17 protein-coding genes and 4 pseudogenes are annotated in these 20,335 nt (G+C 61.2%); 13 read left to right on the top strand and 8 right to left on the bottom strand.

The genetic code is table 11. From position 1 onward, the window contains the following. Nucleotides 1-69: 69 nt before the first annotated feature. The 4 genes from V1273_RS15565 to V1273_RS15550 are packed head-to-tail and all read left to right on the top strand — an operon-like array spanning nucleotide 70 to nucleotide 3,966. On the top strand, nucleotides 70-1,011 hold the full coding sequence (locus V1273_RS15565; protein ID WP_334368482.1) for a SurA N-terminal domain-containing protein: 942 nt from the start codon (nucleotides 70-72) through the stop codon (nucleotides 1,009-1,011). A 3-nt stretch (nucleotides 1,012-1,014) separates the two neighbouring features. After that, a complete protein-coding gene (gene pdxA, locus V1273_RS15560; protein ID WP_334410143.1) occupies nucleotides 1,015-2,019 on the top strand; it encodes a 4-hydroxythreonine-4-phosphate dehydrogenase PdxA in 1,005 nt (334 codons plus the stop codon). Continuing rightward, nucleotides 2,016-2,873, top strand: coding sequence for a 16S rRNA (adenine(1518)-N(6)/adenine(1519)-N(6))-dimethyltransferase RsmA (rsmA, locus tag V1273_RS15555; protein WP_334410142.1), 858 nt, complete (start codon nucleotides 2,016-2,018; stop codon nucleotides 2,871-2,873). The genes pdxA and rsmA overlap by 4 nt, the downstream gene beginning before the upstream one ends. Nucleotides 2,874-2,907: 34 nt before the next feature. Next, nucleotides 2,908-3,966: an alcohol dehydrogenase gene (locus V1273_RS15550; protein ID WP_334410141.1), complete on the top strand. Its 1,059-nt coding sequence runs from the start codon at nucleotides 2,908-2,910 to the stop codon at nucleotides 3,964-3,966. Nucleotides 3,967-3,978: 12 nt separating this feature from the next. Here V1273_RS15550 and V1273_RS15545 read toward each other — a convergent pair whose 3' ends face one another. Further along, nucleotides 3,979-4,191, bottom strand: coding sequence for a hypothetical protein (locus tag V1273_RS15545; RefSeq protein WP_065729736.1), 213 nt, complete (start codon nucleotides 4,189-4,191; stop codon nucleotides 3,979-3,981). Nucleotides 4,192-4,367: 176 nt separating this feature from the next. After that, a pseudogene (locus V1273_RS15540) lies at nucleotides 4,368-4,511 on the bottom strand (carboxymuconolactone decarboxylase family protein); the annotation flags it as partial. A gap of 12 nt (nucleotides 4,512-4,523) precedes the next feature. On the opposite strand from V1273_RS15540, the gene V1273_RS15535 reads away from it, so the two are divergent. After that, on the top strand, nucleotides 4,524-4,943 hold the full coding sequence (locus V1273_RS15535) for a LysR substrate-binding domain-containing protein (RefSeq protein ID WP_334410140.1): 420 nt from the start codon (nucleotides 4,524-4,526) through the stop codon (nucleotides 4,941-4,943). Nucleotides 4,944-4,946: 3 nt separating this feature from the next. On the opposite strand, the gene V1273_RS15530 is transcribed toward V1273_RS15535, so the two are convergent. Beyond that, nucleotides 4,947-5,975, bottom strand: a complete 1,029-nt coding sequence (locus tag V1273_RS15530; protein ID WP_334369264.1) for a fatty acid desaturase — start codon at nucleotides 5,973-5,975, stop codon at nucleotides 4,947-4,949. Between the two features lie 723 nt (nucleotides 5,976-6,698). Here V1273_RS15530 and V1273_RS15525 point away from each other — a divergent pair. Next, complete coding sequence (locus V1273_RS15525; protein ID WP_334368476.1) at nucleotides 6,699-6,920, top strand: hypothetical protein; 222 nt, start codon at nucleotides 6,699-6,701, stop codon at nucleotides 6,918-6,920. A gap of 219 nt (nucleotides 6,921-7,139) precedes the next feature. Here the strand turns inward: V1273_RS15525 and V1273_RS15520 are convergent, their stop codons facing one another. The 3 genes and pseudogenes from V1273_RS15520 to V1273_RS15510 all read right to left on the bottom strand — a co-directional run bounded on the left by V1273_RS15520 (nucleotide 7,140) and on the right by V1273_RS15510 (nucleotide 9,743). After that, nucleotides 7,140-7,493 (bottom strand): hypothetical protein, encoded by a 354-nt coding sequence (locus V1273_RS15520; RefSeq protein ID WP_334368475.1) that lies wholly within the window; start codon nucleotides 7,491-7,493, stop codon nucleotides 7,140-7,142. Nucleotides 7,494-7,672: 179 nt separating this feature from the next. Next, nucleotides 7,673-8,620: pseudogene (locus V1273_RS15515) on the bottom strand (ATP-binding protein); the annotation flags it as partial. 430 nt (nucleotides 8,621-9,050) lie between these two features. After that, nucleotides 9,051-9,743: a response regulator transcription factor gene (locus V1273_RS15510; protein ID WP_028346485.1), complete on the bottom strand. Its 693-nt coding sequence runs from the start codon at nucleotides 9,741-9,743 to the stop codon at nucleotides 9,051-9,053. A gap of 484 nt (nucleotides 9,744-10,227) precedes the next feature. On the opposite strand from V1273_RS15510, the gene V1273_RS15505 reads away from it, so the two are divergent. Beyond that, the gene (locus tag V1273_RS15505; protein ID WP_334410139.1) at nucleotides 10,228-10,809 is read left to right on the top strand and encodes a hypothetical protein; all 582 of its coding nucleotides are present in this window, start codon (nucleotides 10,228-10,230) and stop codon (nucleotides 10,807-10,809) included. Nucleotides 10,810-11,103: 294 nt separating this feature from the next. Here V1273_RS15505 and V1273_RS15500 read toward each other — a convergent pair whose 3' ends face one another. Next, the gene (locus tag V1273_RS15500) at nucleotides 11,104-11,580 is read right to left on the bottom strand and encodes an Lrp/AsnC family transcriptional regulator (RefSeq protein WP_334368472.1); all 477 of its coding nucleotides are present in this window, start codon (nucleotides 11,578-11,580) and stop codon (nucleotides 11,104-11,106) included. Nucleotides 11,581-11,688: 108 nt separating this feature from the next. Between V1273_RS15500 and V1273_RS15495 the strand changes: the two genes are divergently transcribed. The 4 genes and pseudogenes from V1273_RS15495 to V1273_RS15480 all read left to right on the top strand — a co-directional run bounded on the left by V1273_RS15495 (nucleotide 11,689) and on the right by V1273_RS15480 (nucleotide 15,954). Continuing rightward, nucleotides 11,689-12,228, top strand: a complete 540-nt coding sequence (locus V1273_RS15495; RefSeq protein ID WP_334410138.1) for an RBBP9/YdeN family alpha/beta hydrolase — start codon at nucleotides 11,689-11,691, stop codon at nucleotides 12,226-12,228. A 562-nt stretch (nucleotides 12,229-12,790) separates the two neighbouring features. Further along, nucleotides 12,791-13,144: pseudogene (locus V1273_RS15490) on the top strand (hypothetical protein). Between the two features lie 274 nt (nucleotides 13,145-13,418). Beyond that, nucleotides 13,419-13,933: pseudogene (locus V1273_RS15485) on the top strand (transposase); the annotation flags it as partial. 149 nt (nucleotides 13,934-14,082) lie between these two features. Then, the gene (locus V1273_RS15480; protein ID WP_334410137.1) at nucleotides 14,083-15,954 is read left to right on the top strand and encodes an adenylate/guanylate cyclase domain-containing protein; all 1,872 of its coding nucleotides are present in this window, start codon (nucleotides 14,083-14,085) and stop codon (nucleotides 15,952-15,954) included. Between the two features lie 135 nt (nucleotides 15,955-16,089). Here the strand turns inward: V1273_RS15480 and V1273_RS15475 are convergent, their stop codons facing one another. Further along, complete coding sequence (locus V1273_RS15475; RefSeq protein WP_442894092.1) at nucleotides 16,090-17,070, bottom strand: Bug family tripartite tricarboxylate transporter substrate binding protein; 981 nt, start codon at nucleotides 17,068-17,070, stop codon at nucleotides 16,090-16,092. Between the two features lie 266 nt (nucleotides 17,071-17,336). Here V1273_RS15475 and V1273_RS15470 point away from each other — a divergent pair, with 266 nt between their 5' ends. Beyond that, nucleotides 17,337-19,082, top strand: coding sequence for an adenylate/guanylate cyclase domain-containing protein (locus tag V1273_RS15470; RefSeq protein ID WP_334368466.1), 1,746 nt, complete (start codon nucleotides 17,337-17,339; stop codon nucleotides 19,080-19,082). Nucleotides 19,083-19,259: 177 nt separating this feature from the next. Further along, nucleotides 19,260-19,613, top strand: coding sequence for a hypothetical protein (locus V1273_RS15465; protein ID WP_334368465.1), 354 nt, complete (start codon nucleotides 19,260-19,262; stop codon nucleotides 19,611-19,613). The last annotated feature ends 722 nt before the right edge of the window (nucleotides 19,614-20,335 follow it).

The following is a 20,335-nucleotide window of genomic DNA, read 5'->3' as shown; positions in this document are numbered from 1 at the left end:
GAGGCCCGACCTTGCCGGAGAATACCCAGCGCCGCGCGGTACGAATTGGTTGATACGACTGATATGACCATGACGACCATTACGCTCCTTCCTCGCCGATTTTGGTCCCTGATCGCCGGCGGCGCCGTTGCGCTTGCCGTTCTGGCCGGCGGCGCTTCACCGCTGCAAGCGCAGTCCGTGGCGGTGATGGTGAACGGTGAGCCCATCACCACTCTCGATATAGAGCAGCGCACCAAGCTCAACTTCCTGACCACGCGAAAGCAGATGCCGCGCAAGGAGGTGATCGAGGAACTGATCGACGAAAAGGTGAAGATCAAGGAAGCCAAGCGGTTCGGCGTCGACCCTTCGGCGAGCGATATCGACCAGGCCTTTGCCGGGATGAGCCAGCGGATGCGTATCTCGCCCGAACAGCTCACCAAGTCCCTGGAGAGCCAGGGGGTCCGGCCGGAAACGCTCAAAGCCCGCCTCAAGGCCGAGATGGTCTGGGGCAGCCTGGTGCGCGGCCGTTTCAAGGAGAGCCTCCAGGTCGGCGAGAAGGACGTTGCCGACGCCGCCCAGCAAAGCGGCGAAGCGACCCAGGCCGACGCGTTCGAATACAGGCTGCAGCCGATCGTGCTGATCGTGCCGCGCGGTTCGGCGCAAAGCGCGATCGACTTGCGGCGCAAGGAGGCGGAGTCCTTGCGCGAGCGCGTGCAGAGCTGCGAGCAGGCCAACTCCTACTTCAAGTCGATGCAGAATGCCGCGATCCGCGGCATCGTCACCAAGACTTCGGCCGACATACCCGGCCCGCTTCGCGAGCTTCTGGACAAGACGCCGGTCGGTCGCCTGACCCCGCCCGAAATCACCAAACAGGGCGTGGAGATGGTAGCGTTGTGCGACCGCAAGCCGACCAAGATCGATACGCCGAAGAAGCGGGAAATCCGGGAAAAGATGTACACGCAGAAGTACGAGGCAAAGTCGAAGGCTTACCTGGCCGACATCCGCAAAGCCGCGATGATCGAATATCGTTGATGCATGGCAAAGCCCCTCGCGCTGACATCGGGCGAACCTGCGGGCATCGGCCCCGACATCGCCCTTGAAGCGTGGCGGCGGCGCGGTGAGCTGGATCTCCCGCCATTCTATCTGCTCGGCGATCGCGCGTTCTTCGCCGAGCGGGCGAAAATCCTGGGATTGTCGATCGACCTCGTCGACGCCGTGCCCGAGGACACGAGCGCGGCATTTGCGCGAGCCCTGCCGGTGGTCGCAACCGGCGAAATCGCAACCGCGCGCCCCGGACAGCCAGACCAGACCAGCGCAAGCGCGGCGCTTGCCTCGATTCGCCATGCGGTCGACCATGTCAGGGCCGGACGCGCCGGCGCCGTCGTCACCAACCCGATCGCCAAGAGCGTGCTCTACCGAGCCGGGTTCCGCCATCCCGGCCACACCGAGTATCTCGCCGAGCTTGCCGCCGATGGCGGACGCGTGCCGCAGCCGGTGATGATGCTGTGGTCGCCGGCGCTCGCCGTCGTTCCCGTGACCATCCATCTTTCGCTGCGCGAGGCGCTGGACCAGCTCTCGGCCGAGCTGATCGTCACGACGGCCCGGATTGCGGTTGCGGATCTGAAAGCTCATTTCGGCCTTGCCCAGCCGCGGCTTGCGATATCGGGCCTCAATCCGCATGCCGGCGAAGACGGCTCGCTCGGCAACGAAGACATCGACATCGTAGCACCCGCGGTCGAAATCCTGCGCAAGGAAGGCATCGATGCCCGGGGCCCGCTGCCGGCGGACACCATGTTCCACGCCGCGGCGCGCAAGACCTATGACTGCGCGATCTGCATGTATCACGACCAGGCGCTGATCCCGATCAAGACGATTGCGTTCGACGACGCCGTCAACGTCACGCTCGGATTGCCGTTCATCCGCACCTCGCCGGACCACGGCACCGCCTTCGACATTGCCGGCACCGGCAAGGCCAATCCGTCGAGTCTCGCCGCGGCGCTGCGGCTCGCCGCGCGCATGGCGGCAACCAAACCTGCATGAGCGCGATCGACGATCTGCCGCCGCTGCGCGAGGTCATCCGCGAACATTCCCTGTCGGCCCGCAAATCGCTCGGCCAGAATTTTCTGCTCGACCTCAACCTCACCGCGCGGATTGCACGCGCCGCCGGCCCGCTCGAAGGCGCCACCATTATCGAGGTCGGCCCCGGCCCAGGCGGCCTGACGCGCGCGCTGCTGGCGCTCGGCGCCAAACGCGTCATCGCGGTGGAGCGCGACGAGCGCGCGCTGGCTCCGCTCGATTACATCGCCAAGCGCTATCCTGGCCGGCTTGAGATCGTTCACACCGACGCGCAGCGCTTCGATCCCCGTCCGATGCTGGGCGGCGAGCGGGCAAAAATCGTCGCCAACCTGCCCTACAACATCGCAACCGCGCTTCTGGTGGACTGGCTCTCGATCGAGCCATGGCCGCCCTGGTACGACATGATGGTGCTGATGTTTCAGCGCGAGGTCGCCGAGCGGATCGTCGCAAGAGAGAATGACGAGGCCTACGGCCGGCTCGCGGTGCTCGCCAACTGGCGCTCGGAGACCAAAATCCTGTTCGACATTTCCCCCGCCGCGTTCGTGCCGCAACCGAAAGTGACCTCCTCGGTGGTGCGGCTGGTGCCGCGTGAGGCACCCGAGCCGTGTGACCGCCGGGCTCTCGAACAGGTGGCGGCCGCGGCCTTCGGCCAGCGCCGCAAAATGCTGCGGCAGAGCCTCAAATCGCTCTCGGTCGACCCGGCCCGACTGGCTGAAGCCGCGCATATCGACTCGACCAGGCGCGCCGAAACCATTCCAATCTCCGGCTTTGTTGCCATGGCCCGCGAATTGACCGATATACGAAGCATAAAAACATAAACGCCCTGAAGAAACTGCTCGAGGAGATGATGCCATGGCGCTGATGCGTCGCCAGTCGCTGGTCAAGTTCGATGCGCCGTTGTGCGAAACCATCGTCGACACGCCGAAGCCGAAAGGCAGCGAAGTCCTCGTCCGCATCGAGCGCTGCGGGCTCTGCCATTCCGACCTGCACATCCAGGACGGTTATGCCGATCTTGGCGGCGGCAAACGGCTCGACACCACGCGCGGCATGACGCTGCCGTTCACGCTCGGGCACGAGATTGCCGGCGTCGTCGATGAAGTCGGTCCCGATGTGTCGAAAGACCTGATCGGAAAGAAGCAGGCGGTATTCCCCTGGATCGGCTGCGGCCAATGCCGCGACTGCGCCAATGGCGACGAAAACCTCTGCGTCAAGCAGCGCTTCCTCGGCGTCTCCATCGATGGCGGCTTTGCCACTCACGTGCTGGTGCCTGACGCCAAATATCTGCTGGATTACGATCCGCTGCCGGTCAACCAGGCGGCGACGCTGATGTGCTCGGGCGTCACCGCCTATGGCGCGCTGAAGCGGCTGGTCGACCGTCCGCGGCAGCGCAACCTCTTGCTGATCGGCCTCGGCGGCGTCGGCATGATGGGCCTTTCATTCGCGCAGGCGATGTTCAAGCAGAACATCACGGTCGCTGACCTATCTCCTGCCGCGCGCGAGACCGCGCTGCAGAACGGCGCAGCGGTTGCCTACGATCCGGCCGAGCCCGAGGTCATAAGGCGCATCCTGAAAGAAACCGAAGGCGGCTTCGACGGCGTCGTCGATTTTGCAGGCAATGAGAAATCGATGGCGTTCGCCGTTGCGACGGTCGCGCGCGGCGGCAAGATCGTGGTGTCCGGCTTGATGGGCGGCAATTTCAGCCTGCCGATGGTGCAGTGGGTCTACAAGCGCATGACCATCGAAGGTTTCATGGTCGGCACCCTCGCCGAGGCCAAGGAATTGATGGCACTCGCCCGCGCCGGCAAGATCAAGCCGACGCCGATGAAGGAAGAGCCGATGGCCGACGTCCAGAAATGGATCGACGAGCTGCGCGCCGGCAAGGTCGTCGGACGTATCGTGCTGAAGAACTGAGGCATGCGACCGTTATGCCGACTTTGGCTTCGACAGTTCCTGAACCGCCCGGTGCGCGACAACGTCCAGTCCGCCCAAGGTGGTATTTCCCTCCTCTGCACTCTGCATCAGCTTTCGGGCGACGTACTTGCGGCTTTCATGATCGCCGCCGTTGGGAAAACGGCGGCAGGCTTTTTCCAGCGCAACTTCCATGTTTGCAATCGTGCGGTCATCCAATTTAGCCACGACGTCACCTCCCCGGGGTGAACAAAGCCAACCGACATCCCTTGCGAGTACAACGATCATTGAATGATAGCACTTTCGGGAAAAAGCGGGAATAGAGCATGGCACCTCGCCGAGAGGCGACGTGCCGTCTCCTTGCAAACTTCCCGGGACGATCACGGCCATGGTATGCCTAATGCCTACTTCCTGAGCGCCGCCTGCGGCGTGTTGCGAAAGCTGATTGCCATGCGGTTGTAGGCGTTCATCAGGCCGATCGCGATCGTGAGGTCCACGAGTTCTCGCTCCTCGAACACGGCGCGGGCGGCCTGATATGCTTGATCCGGAAATCGCGCGGGATGCCGAGATCCCTTGACGATCTCTCCAAGCACGACTGCATCAGTTTCGTGCCGTTGCAGTCACCAGCCGAATGGACGTTCAAGAAAGACCAGACCGATTACGTCGTGCCGGTGCGGTCGCGGCTGGTGCTGAACCATCTTGAATCGACGTGCGATGCCGCGCGTTGCGGCATGGGCATCGCAACGGTGTTCTCCTATCAAGTGGCAGAATCAGTCAAAACCGGAGAGCTTGCGCTGCTGCTGCAGGATTTCGAGCCGCCGCCGATACCCGTCAGCCTCGTCTATCCGCCCAATCGGTTCATGCCGGTCAAGTTGCGCGCCTTCCTGGACTTCGCGCTGCCACGCCTCAAGGCACACATCGCCGATCTGCTGAAACGCGCCGCGCCGCGCGGGCGAGCTGGGCCTCCACGGTCACCGTAATGCCTAAAAGTCCCGGGCTCTGATTTCCCGGAACGACACCAAGCGGCGCTGCGCCTCGTCCCACAATACAAGTCGCACACACCGAAAGCTCTCCAGGAGCGTTATGTGGCCGACATCGCGCAGCTCCGGGTGGTCACGCAGCACGTGCGGCAGCCGGTAATAGGGAATCCGACTGGAGAGGTGATGCACGTGGTGAATACCGATGTTGGCTGTGAACCAGCGCAGCAGCGCCGGCAGTTCGTAATGTGAGCTGCCGTACAGAGCGGCTTGATGCAGGTTCCAGCTCTCGTCGCGCTCCCACGACGTGTGCTCAAACTGATGCTGCACGTAGAACAGCCATACGCCGGCCGTGGCGGCCAGCAGCGTAATCGGAAGATGCACGAGCAGGAACGCCTTGATCCCGATAAACCATGTGAGCGCAGCGACGATGACGGCAATCGCGAGATTGGTTGCCATTGTACTGGCCCAAGGCTGCCAACCATTGCGCATGAGGCCGACCGGAATCCTCTGTTGCAAAAGAAACAGATAGGCCGGTCCGAGCCCGAACATGATCATCGGGTGGCGATAAAGACGGTACTTCAGACGACCCCACCAGGAAAGGGCCCGGTATTCGCGCACGGTCAGCGTATCGACGTCGCCGATGCCGCGGCGATCGATGTTGCCGGTGGTGGCATGATGAATCGCATGTGTGCGGCGCCAATAGTCGTAAGGCGTGAGCGTGAGCACGCCAATGACGCGGCCGACCCAGTCATTCGCCAGGCGGCCGGCAAAAAAGGTGCCATGACCGCAGTCGTGTTGGATCATGAACAGGCGCAAGAGAAAGCCAGCGGCCGGAAACGCGATAAGCAATGAAGCCCAGGCATAGCCAAGGGAGAACGTGAACCAGGCCGCGGTCCACAGCATGACGAGCGGCAAAGCCGTGATCGCCAACTCGGTCAGGCTCCGCAGCCGAGTTGGGGTGCTGTAGTTGCCCAAAATGGGCTTCCACCGCCGTGCGTTGAGGACGTCATCGCTGCCAATGGGAGTCGGAATGGAGCCAAAGTCTTTTGGCCCATCAGACCCCTGCACAGTTCTCTTATGCACAGATATCCCCTTCTGACAGTGCACGTAAGATCGAGGCACCGATGGATCGGCTCCTGCGTCCGTTGATCGATTTTTGGGGAAGGGTCTGAAACGTGCGTGCCTGTCAGCAGCAAGGCAAAGCGGCCCAGTCGTTCGGCCAAGTGTCGATTAATCCGCATATGGACACAAATTGAGAGAACGTCAAGGACTGCAGCACCGTTACCCGTGTCCCATGGGTTATTTCCGGACCCGGCTGACGGCTGCGAAATCCACTTCGCGCCAATGAGCCGACTTCCCGCCTTGGCCATTGGCTCACACTCGGCGCGTCACCATGCTGGGGCCAAGTAGCCAACCGCCAGCAACACTGGCTTCCTTCAGAATGAGGAATTGGGACAGTGGAATTACGGTGTACTCAACGCTCTCTTCCCGATGAGCTAAATGCTCTTCCCGAGCTAAATGCACTATCACCGTAATTCGAATTCTGAAGCCAGAATTGCGAGGTCGCAGCGGATTTAACTTGCTAGCGAAGCCTTGTGAATCCGCAACGTCAATTGCGTGCACTGCCACCGTAGTGACGAGATGGCTGCAATTGTTCCTTGGCGGAACCCAGGATGAGCGCGCTATCAAAATCTCCGCCGAGCGGAACGAATGGCTTCCGAAGCCTTTGGTTTTGATCGACAAGAGGAGGTAACTATGAGGCTATCTGTCTTGGCGATTGCGACACTGCTTACGGTCGGAACCATCGCTACGGCCAACGCTATCGAGTTCGGCGTCGGTCCGGGCGGCGTTTATGTTGGTCCCGGCTATGATCGTCCCTATTACCGTGATTACAGAGATGACTGCCGGATCGTGATCCGCGAACGCACCAACCGCTTTGGTGAACGCGTCAGGATCCGCGAGCGCATCTGCGACTAAGCACGCAATCGACGGTTAGCGACGATCAGATCGGGGTCCGGCTGGGACGCTGGACCGATCGGTAGGTGAGGAATTGGTGCGATGTCGCACCTCCCCTGCGGCACCGTTCCCGCAAAAGAAGGGCCTCAGCGCCGCTGGAGCCCTTCTTGCGTTTCTTGGATGCTGTCAGCAAGTAGCCCGCGTGAGCGCATGCGATATGCGGGAAAGGCTGACAGGTAATTAATCAATGCGCTGCGCGTGGACGCGCTGCCGCGTCCTTGAATTGTCGTAGCGCGCCTGGTCGCGCGTCGCCGGCGTGACGCAGACCTTGTCGTCCGTCGTTGCTTCGCGCCATACGTAACCTTGCTTGCAAGTCTCGTATCCGTACGGTCCACGCCCTGCCCGCCGAGCGTCCTGCTGCGCATTGTCGTTCCAGGCCTGCCTGCGGGTTTGAGGCGTGACGCACACGTAGTCGCCGCGGGTGGCCTCCCTCCAAACATAACCTTGAGTGCATTTCGCCTGGGCGTAAGCTTGGGGCGCGTAGAGAATGATGCCGAACAGTAATGCCGGAAGCGAGAGAGAAGGCTGCTTCATCAAACCCTCCATGACTAGAAATATCGCGGGAGATCTTCTCCTACATCGGCTAAACTTTAGCGTGTATGAACTGGTTCACACTGGGCGTAACGCTCACGTGACGCGGGACTCCACTGTCGTTGGCTTACGCAAAACCTCAAGCTATGTGCACGCCGCCGGCGCCGCGTCGGACGGCTCCATCAAGCCTCGTTCCGCGAACCTGCGGTCGGAAAGCAGAGTCGGAGCTTGAGCCCTGGCGCGTTGTCGAGCAGTTCGATCCGTGCGCCGTGGAGACGGGCAACGGCGGCGACCAGGCTCAATCCGAGACCGTTGCCCTGCGCGTAGCGGTTGTGTTCGAGCCGGTAGAAGCGCTTGAACACATGCTCATGCTGATCGGCGGGAATTCCCGGGCCGTCGTCGGCGACCGAGACGGCCGGCTGACCGTCAATGGTTTCGTGCACAACCACGACCTGCCCTCCGGCACGGCCGTGCTTGATCGCATTGTCCACGAGATTGGCAATGGCATCGAAGATCAGATCGCGATCGCCGGTCACCAGCACCTCGCGATCGCCGGCAATGGTGAGACGGGTGCCGTCCTGCTCGGCCGCGGCATCGTACAGCTCGACCACCTCGCCGGCGATCTCCGCCAGGTCCACGCGGTGGAACGCGTCCTTTCGCGCCTGGGTCTCGATCTGCGCGATCCGCGTGATGGATGCAAAGATCCGCAAGACAGCATCGAGGTCGGCGATGGCGTCGCCGATCAGCGTCTGATCGTCGTCGCCGATGCGCGGCCCGTGCCAGGCCTTCTCCAGCCGTCCGCGCATGCGCGTCAGCGGCGTCCGCAAATCGTGCGCGACATTGTCGCTCACCTGCTTGATCTCGCCCATCAAGGTTTCGATACGGTCCAGCATCAGATTGAGGTTCTCCGCCACGCGATCCCATTCGTCATGGGTGCCGCGCAGCGGGATACGCTTGTCGGGACCGCTGAGCATGACGGCACGGCTGGTGGCGTTGATCGACTCGATCCGCCCTACCGTCCGCCGCGTCACCAGGATGCTAGCAACGCTGCCTATCATGAACATCAAGGCAATGCTCAAGGCCACCGCCGTCTTGATGTGATCGGTAAAGCCGTTGAGGTCGCTGATATCCTTTCCGACCAGCAGACGATCGCCGTTCGGAAAGGTTTCGACCGCCGCCCGCAGCAATGGCCGGCCGTCTGCGCCGGGCGGTGGCTCCACTCCACGAAACTCGGCCCATCCCCCAGCCGCCGTGACCGCCGGTGGCCAGGTCTTGAGATTGCCGGCCAGCGCGGCCGATGCGGGATCGACCAGGAGATAGATATTGTCGGCAAAAGTCTGGTCGGCAACGCGTTGCCGGATCAGGGCGATCAGCCCATCGCGCCCGGAGCGCTCGTAAGCTCCGCGCAGGCTGACAAGCTCGACCATGATGGCGCGGTCCGACTGGCTGCGCACATAGGAGGAGGTGGCGAGATAGACGTAGGCAAAAATCGCCGACGCTATCACGCCAAAAATCCCGATCCCGAGCAGCGCCTGCTTGAACGTCGACGAGGTGAAGGTCTTAGCCAGGAGCACGGAGACAATACCCGATGCCGCGCACCGTATGGATCAGTGGATAAGCCTGCTGACCGTCGACCTTGCGGCGAACGCGCCCGACATAGACGTCGATGATGTTGGTTGAGGGATCGAAATGAAGATCCCAGACTTGCTGCAGCAGCATGGCGCGTGATACGACGCGGCCTTCGTTGCGCACCAGATACTCCAGCAACTGAAATTCCCGCGGCAACAGCAAGATGTCTTTGCCGCGCCGACTGGCGGTGCGAGACACCAGGTCGATCACGAGATCGCCCACCCGCAAAATGGTCTCCTTCACGATGGTGTCGCTGCGGCGCCCCAGCGCCTCGACCCGCGCCAGTAGTTCGACGAACGAAAATGGCTTCACCAGATAGTCGTCGCCGCCGGCGCGCAAGCCGCGCACCCGATCGTCGACCTCACCGAGCGCGCTGATGATCAGGACAGGCGCGGCGTTGCCATCGTCGCGCAGTTGCCGCATCACTGCGATGCCGTCGATATCCGGAAGCATGCGGTCGATGGTGATCACGGCATAGTCGCTGGCGGCGCTGCGACGCAACGCCTCATGGCCGGTGGCGGCCAGATCCACCTGGTAGCCGCTGGTCGTGAGCGAATCCACAAGCTGGCCGGCGGTTTCCGGGTCATCTTCAACGACCAGAATACGGCGGTGACCTCCCGTCATGGCGTTTCGTCTCCGAACGACTGCTCAAAAGCCGAACCCAAGAAAATCGGAAAGTCGTTGCGCGACTCCATGGCCGAACCAACCCACGCGTCGTCCGAGGGTTGCCTGCGGAGGCGCAAATAAGCGTGAGGCCGACGGCCGATCCGGCGTCCGGATTGCCGTCCTCGGGTTGCGACCATCACGACGTTCCGGGCCGGAGAGGTGACCGAAGGCCGCGCGTCCACTCCGAACCCATCACGCTCGATCCTTTTGTTTGGAGCATGATCTCCGCGCTAACGCGTTCCGCGTTTGTCGCGAGGGAAAACCGGTACCCACTTTGCGCTAACGCAGCCCCGCGGGTCCGGATCATGCTCTAGTAGTAACCGTAGTCGCCGCAGACATTGACCACCCGGAATCCACGCGGCGTCCAAACCCTGCGCCAGCAGTCGTCGTAAGCGGCGTAAACTGCGGGCGTGCCGATGAACGCAAAGCGGTGGAAGCGATGATGATGGCGGTGATGGAAGCCGCGATGGAATCGGCCGCCGTGGAATGCGAACCGCGGCGAGGCTCCGGCATGCGCAAAGGACGACCCTGCGAAACGGCTGCCGCTGAAACGGGGTCCTGCGCCGGAAAAGCGCGCGCCGCCGCCGATGTTCGTGCCGCCAACGCGCGGACCGCCGCCCACGGCGCCGGCACGCATCCCGCCGCCGAAGCCTCCGGCGTGCATGCCACCGCCGAAACCACCGCCACCGCCGGCGCGCATGCCGCCGCCTCCGATACCACCGCCACCACCGCCACCCCCGACAGCACCGGCGGCGTGACCGCCACCACTGCCGCCACCCATACCGCCAGCGGCGTGTCCGCCGCCACCACCCATACCGCCGCCGCCACGCTGCGCGAGCGCCGGCGACGCAAGCGCCAGCGTCGTACCAAGCGCAGCCGCGATGAGGCCATTAAGGAGCCTGCTGTTCATTTGCGATTCTCCTCCCGTGATTGGACCATAGCGACGAATGCCGTCGCAGGAGGAAGACGATCAAGCGATGCAAATGATCCCGCGATGACCAATGACAAATGCGACAGTTTCTGACAGCGAAGTTAGTTTCACCGTGGCGCGGCGGTCTAGAACAAGGACCGGCTGCACTCGGCGCTCAGATACCAATCGCCCCCTTGAGTTCGAAACCGCGTTCGCGCAAAACAAAGCGCGATAACGCATCATGGCAACCGCACTGTCACGGACATTATCGAGTCTCCTTCCGGGGTGCAGTCCAATGCACTTATCTCGATGACAGTGCACCTAACGTTGGTCCTCGACGCGTATTGAGTGCACTGTCACCGTAATTCGGGCTACGCTTGCTGTCGCCGTAATTTATGAGCACACGCCCTACCCTCGCTGGATCAACGCGCGCCCGATCGGCTTTGGCGGCTCGCTGCGCAAGACCAGCGAGGTCGTGACTGCACCGTGCCGGGCGATCGTATCCACGATCGTTTCAAGCTCTTGCGGGGACGGCACGAAGACCTTGAGAATGAAGCAATCCTCGCCTGTCAGCCGCAGCACCTCCATGACGTGAGGCATTTTGGCAAACTGCTTCTGGCAGGACTGGATATGTTCGTGGGTCGTGCGCAGTCGGATGATGGCCATCATCCGCAAGCCCAGCGCGGCCGGATTGATCTTCGCAGTATAGCCGGTGATGATTCCGCGCTCCTCCAGCCGCTTAACCCGTTCAGAGGTCGCGGGCTGCGAGAGCCCTATTCTGCGGCCAAGCTCGGAAATCGCTATGCGCCCATCCTCCTGCATGGCTTCGATGATCGCAACATCGGTCGGGTCCAGTGCTGGGGCAAAACTTTCTCGAAATGACATGAAGACCTTGAATCCATCGGCAAGAGGACATCTTTTCCGATGATTGCCCATTCCAGACCGTAGCGGAAGACGTCAGTTTCGCCCCGTTGCAAGAACAACGGAGCTGACATGACCGACATCGTTATCCTGCCGGGAATTGGCGCATCGGGTGAATTGCATTGGCAAACCCGATGGGAAAAGAGCAACCCGCGCTGCCGGCGCTTCCAGCCCATCGACTGGGATCGGCCTGACCTCAAGGACTGGCTCGATGCGCTGGATCGCGCCGTCGGCTCAGCTTCAAAACCGCCGCTCCTCGTCGCTCACAGCCTGGCCTGCCTATTGGTTGCACACTGGCAGCAGGTTTCTACAGCGCCAGTCGCGGGCGCATTTCTTGTTGCCGTTCCGAATCCAGAAGCGCAGGCCTTCCCCGTCGAAGCCGCCTCTTTCGCCAATCCGCCATCGAGCAAATTTAGGTTTCCCTCGCTCATCATCGCGAGCACGAACGATCCATATGGCACTATCGAGTATGCCCGCGAGAGAGCGGGCCAGTGGGGCAGCGGCATCGTCGAAGTAGGAGAGCTTGGCCATATCAACGAGGCAAGTGGGCTTGAGGATTGGCCGCAGGGAAAGGCGTTCCTGGCAGCATTTTCGGCCGGAGTCGCGAGTTGACGGACGGAGCGTGGTCTGCTTCCGGCTTTCAGCCCATTAAAGCAGAATCCGGGATTGCGGTGACAGTGCACTTAACGCCTGATGCTGGCCGGGTCTGTTGAGTCTTTTTTCATGTCCCGGACGCGAAGCAACGTGAAACGCTGCTTCGCAGAGCCGGGACCCAGCACCCGGCAGGTGGGCCCCGGCTCAGCAACGCATCACCACGTGCTGCGCCAATGATTCCAAGGTTTGCGAAGCTTTGAGCGACAAGAACGTGCGCGTGGTAGTTTACCGTGGCGTCCATCACGGCTACGAAGATCGCACACCAACCTACATCTTCCACGGTTGGAGGATGGAACACAATGCTAAGGCCGACCAAGACACACTCGACCAAACGCTTGCCGTGATGAAGTCCAAGGACGCCTTAAGGCCCGGTTTGGATATACGCTAGGGAAGCGCTCGGCGCAAAGCGGAGCCGCCGTACAGCGCTAGCTACTGCTGGACTGCGGTGCCGTCACCGTAATTCCGCACTGTTCGCAGATTTTGAATCGCCTCTCACTAGCTGGCCGTCTATGGTGTGCTTATGTTGCGCCTCGTTTCGATCGCTATCATCCTATCGCTGCTGCCCGTCGTCGCGGCGGCTGCGCCACCTCATAAACGGCCGGCGCCACGCTAGCACGGCTACGGCTTCCTGCCGGGCTATCAACAGCCGCCGAACAACAGCCTTCCAGCTTACACTCGGAAAGATTCAATTTCGCGCATGGCGCGTTCCAACCGGCGCCCTTGGTATATCGATCCTGTCCCGCGTTATTTCGGGTACGATGGCGACTGGCACTATTTCGGTCGGCCCGGCTTTTACGGCGGTCGCTACAATGGCGGCAGCTTCGGCCCTTGCTGGACGCGCACGCCGATCGGGCCGATCTGGAATTGCGGCTGATAAGCTAGCTGCGACCAACCGGCGCGACAGGCAAATCACTTCTGATTTTCCGAAATCGTGTCAAGCCCGGGAATCAAAAATATTCCGCTTCTCGCCGCACCCAAATCAGCCGTACAACTTCGCCCGTTCCGGCCCGCCAAGAGGGGCGTATCGCGAACGTCACGGACGTTGGGCATGGAATGCGGTGAGATTACGGTGACAGTGCACTTATCTCGATGACAGTGCACTTAACGTTGGTTCTCGACGCGTATTGAGTGCACTGTCACCGTAATTCCTCGCGTGTCACGAGGCCGGCATCACAGTAACTTTGCTCAAGCCGCAGACGTCGGGTGCCAAGTCAGATGGCCGCTTCGGCAAGCAGGACTTTGTCTATTTGCCAAGGAGGACGCCTATCGCTGTCCAGCCGGGGAGCAACTGCCATATCGCTTTACGAGCGAGGAGGACGGCAAGCGGCTACGGCGCTATTGGGCCACAGCTTGTCAAGATTGTTCTCTTAAGTCGCAATGCACGACAGGACCGGAGCGGCGGATTCCACGATGGGAGCATGTGCATCTGCTCGAAGCTGTGCAGCGGCGCCTTGATGCAAACCCGCATGCCATGCGCGTGCGTCGCGAGACGGTCGAGCATCCGTTCGGCACGATGAAGGCCCGCATGGGAGCGACACACTTCCTCACCAAAACGCTTCCAAAAGTAGCAGCCGAGATGGCTCTCGCGGTCCTTGCCTATAATCTAACACGGGTCATGAACATCGTCTGGACCAAGCCGCTGATGGCTGCGATCGTCGCCTGAGACCGAACCGGTCCAGACTTCTCACAAACTTCCCTGGGAAGGGTGTTTTTACACGGCCAAGACCCATTTTCCGACGTGCGCATAGCCGGACATGGGCCCACAATTGTGCTATATGAACATTCAATTTCCCCCAACCTTGGGGGTGCATCTTGAGCAGCGAGTACGTAGAGCGACGACTGGCAGCTATTCTGGCGGCGGATGTCGCAGGCTCTTGCCGCTTAATAGGGATAGACGAAGAAGGCACGCTGGCGCGACTGAAAGCGCTTAGAAGGACGCTTTTCGATCCCAAAATCGCGCAGCATCACGGTCGTGTCGTCAAGAATACCGGGGACGGCGCTATCGCCGAGTTCGCCAGCGTGGTCGACGCGGTCCGATGTGCCGACGAAATTCAACGCGGCATGGTCGAACAAAATATCGACGTGCCGCAGGACAAGCGGATCGAGCTCCGCATCGGCATTCACGTCGGTGATATCATTATCGAAGAGAACGATATCTTTGGTGACGGGGTCAATATTGCAGTGCGTCTCGAAGGGATTGCAGAGCCGGGCGGTATCAGCATCTCGGACGACGCGCGTCGGCAAATTCGGGGCAAGGTAGATGTAACGTTTGAGGATTTGGGTTCGCAATCCTTGAAGAATATCGCCGAACCGATGCGGGTCTGGCGCGTCCCATACGGTCGCGCCGTGCCAGCCGTGCCGAACCGCCTGCGTGTTGATGAGGCCGCCCTTACGCTCCCCGATAAGCCCTCTGTCGCTGTGCTGCCATTCGCCAACATGAGCGGCGATCCAGAACAGGACTACTTTGCCGATGGAATGGTCGATGACATCATCACGGCGCTGTCCCATTTCAAGGCGCTGTTCGTCATCGCCCGCAACTCGAGCTTCACCTACAAGGGGCGCGCCGTCGACGTGAAGCAGGTGGGACGCGAGCTTGGGGTGCGCTACGTGCTGGAAGGCAGCGTTCGCAAAGCGGCCAACCGGGTACGCATCACGGGACAGCTCGTCGATACCGCCACCGGGGCGCATCTTTGGGCAGACCGGTTTGATGGCGGGATCGGCGACATCTTCGGTCTGCAGGACCAGGTCACCGAGAGCGTTGTCGGGGCGATCGCGCCGGTGGTGGAAAAAGCCGAGATCGAGCGTGCCAAGCGCAAGCCGACCGAGAGTCTCGACGCCTATGCCCTCTATTTACGCGGTTTGGCCAGGCTTTATCAGTTTGCCAGCCGGCAAGCGAACGACGAGGCATTGCGCCTGTTCAACAGCGCGATCGAGCTCGACCCGGATTTTGCCTCCGCCTACGGTCGCGCCGCCTCTTGCTACGTCTTTGCCAAGATCAATGGCTGGATTACAGTCACAGGGAACGAGATTGCCGAAGTAAAAAGGCTGGCCCAGCGGGCGATTGAGTTGGGCAAGGATGACGCGACTGCGCTCGCCGACAGTGGGTGGGCGTTAGTGAATGTTGTTCGCGATGTCGAGGCAGGCGCCGCCTTGATCGATCGCGCGCTGATGCTCAATTCCAATTTGGCCATGGCATGGCTTTGCGGCGGCTGGGCGAAAAACTGGCTCGGCGAGCCGGAAGCGGCGATCGAGCGCTTCGCGCGTGCGATGCGCCTGAGCCCACTTGATCCGCGGGTGAGCGGAATGCGGGCCGGGACCGCGATTGCCCATTTCTTACTGGGCCGCTATGACGAAGCGGCATCGTGGGCGGCAATGGTATTGCAGGACGATCCGGACCATCAATCTGGATTACGCATCGCTGCCGCAAGCAATGCGATGGCCGGACGGCCGGAGCAAGCACACAAGGCAATGGCTCGGCTGCGGCAACTCAATCCCACGCTGCGTATTTCCAATCTCAAAGACGTGCTCCCCCTATTCGGCTTGCCGAAGACCTCTCGCGATACGAGGAAGGATTGCGGCGAGCCGGGCTGCCCGAATGACCATCGCAGAAAGATGCTCGCCCGTTGGGACGATGATCGAATAAGCGGGACTTCCTTTGTTGGCCGCTTTACGACATGCGAATGAGCTCCGAAATGGTTCGCTTATAGCGCCAGCTCGGAAGTGATCGCCAGACCGCCAAAGCGGACAGCTTTGACCCTAACCGGTCATCGAGCGATCGGCGTTTGCGTATCGGCAGTATGAAACATCGGCGGGTCGAAATTACTTCAGCTTGATGTTGGCCGCGCGGATCACCTTCGCCCACCTTTGCGTGTCGTCAGCGACGAATTTTCCGAAGTCAGATGGCGAGAAAACAAGAGGCGTAAGGCCCAGATCGGCGTATCGCGCCTTGATACCGGGGCTTGCTAGTCCGGCATTGATATGATCGTTGAGCTTGTGAATGATCTCGGACGGTGTGCCCTTCGGCGCACCCATCCCCGCCCACACGGTCACCTCATATCCGGGGACCGTTTCGGCAATGGTCGGCACGTCCGGCAGCGCCGGCGACCGCGTTGCGGTGGTCACCGCAAGGGCTCGCAGTTTACCAGCCCGGATGAACTCAAGTGATGGGCTCCCGCTGACGAACATTAGCTCGAACTGCCCACTAATCGCGTCGGTAAGGGCAGGTCCTTCGCCGCGATAGGGCACGTGAATTAAGTTGACGCCAGTCATGATCTTGAACAGCTCGCCGGCCAGATGGCCCGGCGTCCCGACGCCGCCCGACGCCATGTTGATCTTGCCGGGATTGGCCTTGGCGTAGGCGATGAAGTCCGGAACGGTTCTGGTGGGATGAGCAGGATGCATCACCATGACTTGGGGCCCATGCACGATCCCGGCAACCGGTGCAATGTCCCGGATGAAGTTGAAGTTAAGCCTGTCGTAGAGCGTTGCGTTGATTGCGTTCGGCGTTAAGGCCAGCAGGAGCGTATAGCCGTCGGCCGGTGCACGGACGACTGCCTCCGTGCCAATATTGCCGCCGGCACCCGGCCGGTTGTCGACGACGAATTGCTGGCCGAGCCGCTCCGATAACCACTGACCCATTAGACGAGCGTGAAAGTCCCCGGAGCCGCCAGCGGGAAAGCCGACGATGATGCGCACCGGCCGCGTCGGATAGGCTTGCGCTCGCGCGATCGTCGAGAGCGCCGGTAGCGCGGCAGTGGCCGCAGCCAAATGCAGAAACTGCCTTCGGTGGGGAAGTTTCATTGCAGTCCCTCCGCGGCGGTAATCCGATGCGAACGGGCGCGAATAGCCTATTCCTATTCCTGAGATCGTGGAAGGGCGATGTCGCCTTTGGCCCAACTCGGACTTCCCGAATTTGCCGCACGCTTATTGCCGCCGTGCCACGGGCACAGCAAATGCCGTTTGGGGCAACAAGGCCCTCCCGCGATTACCGCTCACAGATGCGCAACAAAGTGCTAAGCTGCTTTCCGCCCCTCCGGCGTGGTTAGTCTGGTCGTTTCGAGGGTGCCGTGACCGAGCAGCGGGTTCAAAGGCGATTAGCGGCGATCTTGGCTGCCGACGTGGTCGGCTACTCCGCGTTGATGCAACGCGCTGAGGAAGCCACTTACGCCGAGTTCGAGCGGCTGAAGCGCGAAGTAATTGAGCCTGGCCTCTCCCGCCACGACGGGCGGCTGATCAAGACCACGGGTGACGGCGCGTTGGCCGAGTTCGCGAGTCCGTCGGCTGCGGTGCGATGCGCGGTGGAGATACAGGAAAGCATCGCGTCAGGCCGAAGCTCCCTTAAGCTGCGCATCGGGGTCAATCTCGGAGAGGTCATCGTCGGGGCTGACGACGATCTATTTGGCGACGGGATCAACATCGCGGTCCGGCTGGAAGGGGTCGCCGATCCGGGCGGCATCCTGATTTCCGAGAAGGTGTACACTGAGGTCGAGGGTAAGCTGGACGTTGGCCTCGAGGACCGGGGCGAACAGCAGCTCAAGAACATCTCTAAGCTGATCCGTGCTTACGCGGTACGCGCAGGAGGGTATAGCGCGCGGATCGATAGGCTGAGTGCGGCCCCACCACTCCCGGACAAGCCCTCCGTCGCCGTGCTGCCGTTCGAGAACATGAGCGGCGATCCTGAGCAGGAGTATTTCGCGGATGGCATGGTTGACGAAATAATCACAGCGCTCTCGCGGTTCAAATGGCTGTTCGTGATCGCCCGCAATTCGAGCTTCACCTTCAAAGGCAAGGCCGTCGATATCAAGGAAGTCGGGCGCAGGCTCGGTGTGCGCTACGTCCTTGAGGGCTCTGTGCGCAAGGCGTCAGGGAAAGTTCGCATCACAGGGCAGTTGATTGATGCGGTGACGGGCGCGCACATTTGGGCGGACAGGTTCGAGCGTGACATGACGGACGTTTTCGCTCTCCAGGACGAAGTGACTGTCGCTGTTGTCTCAGCCATTCAGCCCAAGCTGCTTCAAACAGAGATTGGTATGGCGACGCGGCGCCGACCAGAGAACCTCACCGCCTATGATTTGTTTCTTCGAGCCATGCAGCAGTATTATTTGACGACCAGCGAAGGGGTGGCCGAGGCGACAAGGCTGGCTCATCGCGCTTTGGAGCTAGACCCTCGGTTTGGCGTCGTTGCGGCTCTGGCAGCTATGTGTCACATGAACAACGTCGTTTGGGGCTATGCTGTCGATCCTCAATTCGAGCGCAAGGAAGCAGTTCGGCTTGTTCGCTTGGCCTTGAGCCTCGACGATGGTGATCCAGACACGTTGGCATGGGCTGGCATAATCTCGGCGTACATGGTTGGCGATAGTGAAAGTAGTGTCGAATTGGCGGACCGGGCGGTCGCGCTCAACCCAAATTCATTTCGTGCATGGACCTGCAGAGGCCAAGTCCATAGAGTTGCGGGGCTGCCGGAGGAAGCGGTCAGGAGCTTTGAACGTGCCATGCGCATGAGCCCGGTAGACCCGCAGTCACACCTGCCGTTTGTTGGAATGGGAAATGCCTTCATTGAGCTTCGTCGCTTTGACGAGGCCGTCGTCGCAGCGAAGAAAGCCCAGCGCCACAACCCCTCCTATTCGGCGGCTTACCGCTGTCTCGCGTCCGCTTTCGCCCACCTCGGACGTGATGCGGAGGCCCGTGAGGCGGCGGCGCGCGTGCTTGAGCTTGATCCCGCGTTTACAATATCCGCGTTCATCGCCCGTGGTGGGCAATCCAACGCGAAGCTGCAGATCGAGGGTCTTCGGAAAGCGGGGTTGCCCGAGTAGCTCTCCAATGCCCACGAGGTGATCGAATGGCGGCACTCTGCTGCGGCGCATGAGTCCGGTTATGGCACTTCTGCGACATCGGGCTATGTCCGCTATTCCGCCGCTGTTGAGGGTTGAGCGGACATCAGTTAGTCGCTTAATGAGTACACGCCCGAACTGGCCGTCTATGGTGTGCTTATGTTGCGCCTCGTTTCGATCGCTATCATCCTATCGCTGCTGCCCGTCGTCGCGGCGGCTGCGCCACCTCATAAACGGCCGGCGCCACGCTGGCACGGCTACGGCTTCCTGCCGGGCTATCAACAGCCGCCGAACAACAGCCTTCCAGCTTACACCCGGAAAAATTCGATTTCGCGCATGGCGCGTTCCAACCTGCGCCCCTGGTATATCGATCCTGTCCCGCGTTATTACGGGTACGATGGCGACTGGCACTATTTCGGTCGGCCCGGCTTTTACGGCGGTCGCTACAATGGCGGCAGCTTCGGTCCTTGCTGGACGCGCACGCCGATCGGGCCGATCTGGAATTGCGGCTAATCAGCTAGCTGCGACCAACCGGCGCGACAGGCAAATCACTTCTGATTTTCCGAAATCATGTCAAGCCCGGGAATCAAAAATATTCCGCTTCTCGCCGCACCCAAATCAGCCGTACAACTTCGCCCGTTCCGGCCCGCCAAGAGGGACGTATCGCGAACGTCACGGACGTTGGGCATGGAATGCGGTGGACGCAGCAGCGTCAGGCGCGCGCGTGATTGCAGGGCGGGCTTTGCCTCGTGAGCGATTGAACGGCACGCAGACGACCGGCGCTTAAACGCCTCGGCCAAAACTTCTTCCGGCAGCATACGGGCTGGTTGAAGCGCTTCGGCCCGAGGAAGCTGCGGACGGCAAAACCGCGTGGTCCTGGCACCCGTTGCTGGTGTCAAGCCGATGGAGATTGTCGGGCCCAACCGGGCCTTCGATCAATCGCCAATCCATCGGCGACGGAGGCCAGAGGAATTCGGCTCCGGGGAGATCGCGGCATAAGCGTTAAAACCACTGCGCAGGGAAGGCCGGGTGTTCCGGCGCACCTGCGGTCCACCGTGTGCATTCTTGCGCACGACTGCGGGTGTCATGGGCACCCGGCTTTCCCTGCGCCCTCTATCTTAAGAGGGCATCGCAGATCGTATAACTTCGGGCGCTGCGCGCCGCGAGATCGCCATGCTTTGTCCTGCGTCAGCTACATCTGTCGAAAACAACGATGCGTATCCAAGCACCGGCAT

The organism is Bradyrhizobium sp. AZCC 1721 (assembly GCF_036924715.1).
In the GTDB taxonomy this organism is placed as follows: Bacteria; Pseudomonadota; Alphaproteobacteria; order Rhizobiales; family Xanthobacteraceae; genus Bradyrhizobium.
The sequence above is the reverse complement of the archived record's forward strand: the minus strand, read 5'-3'. Positions and strand labels throughout refer to the sequence as shown.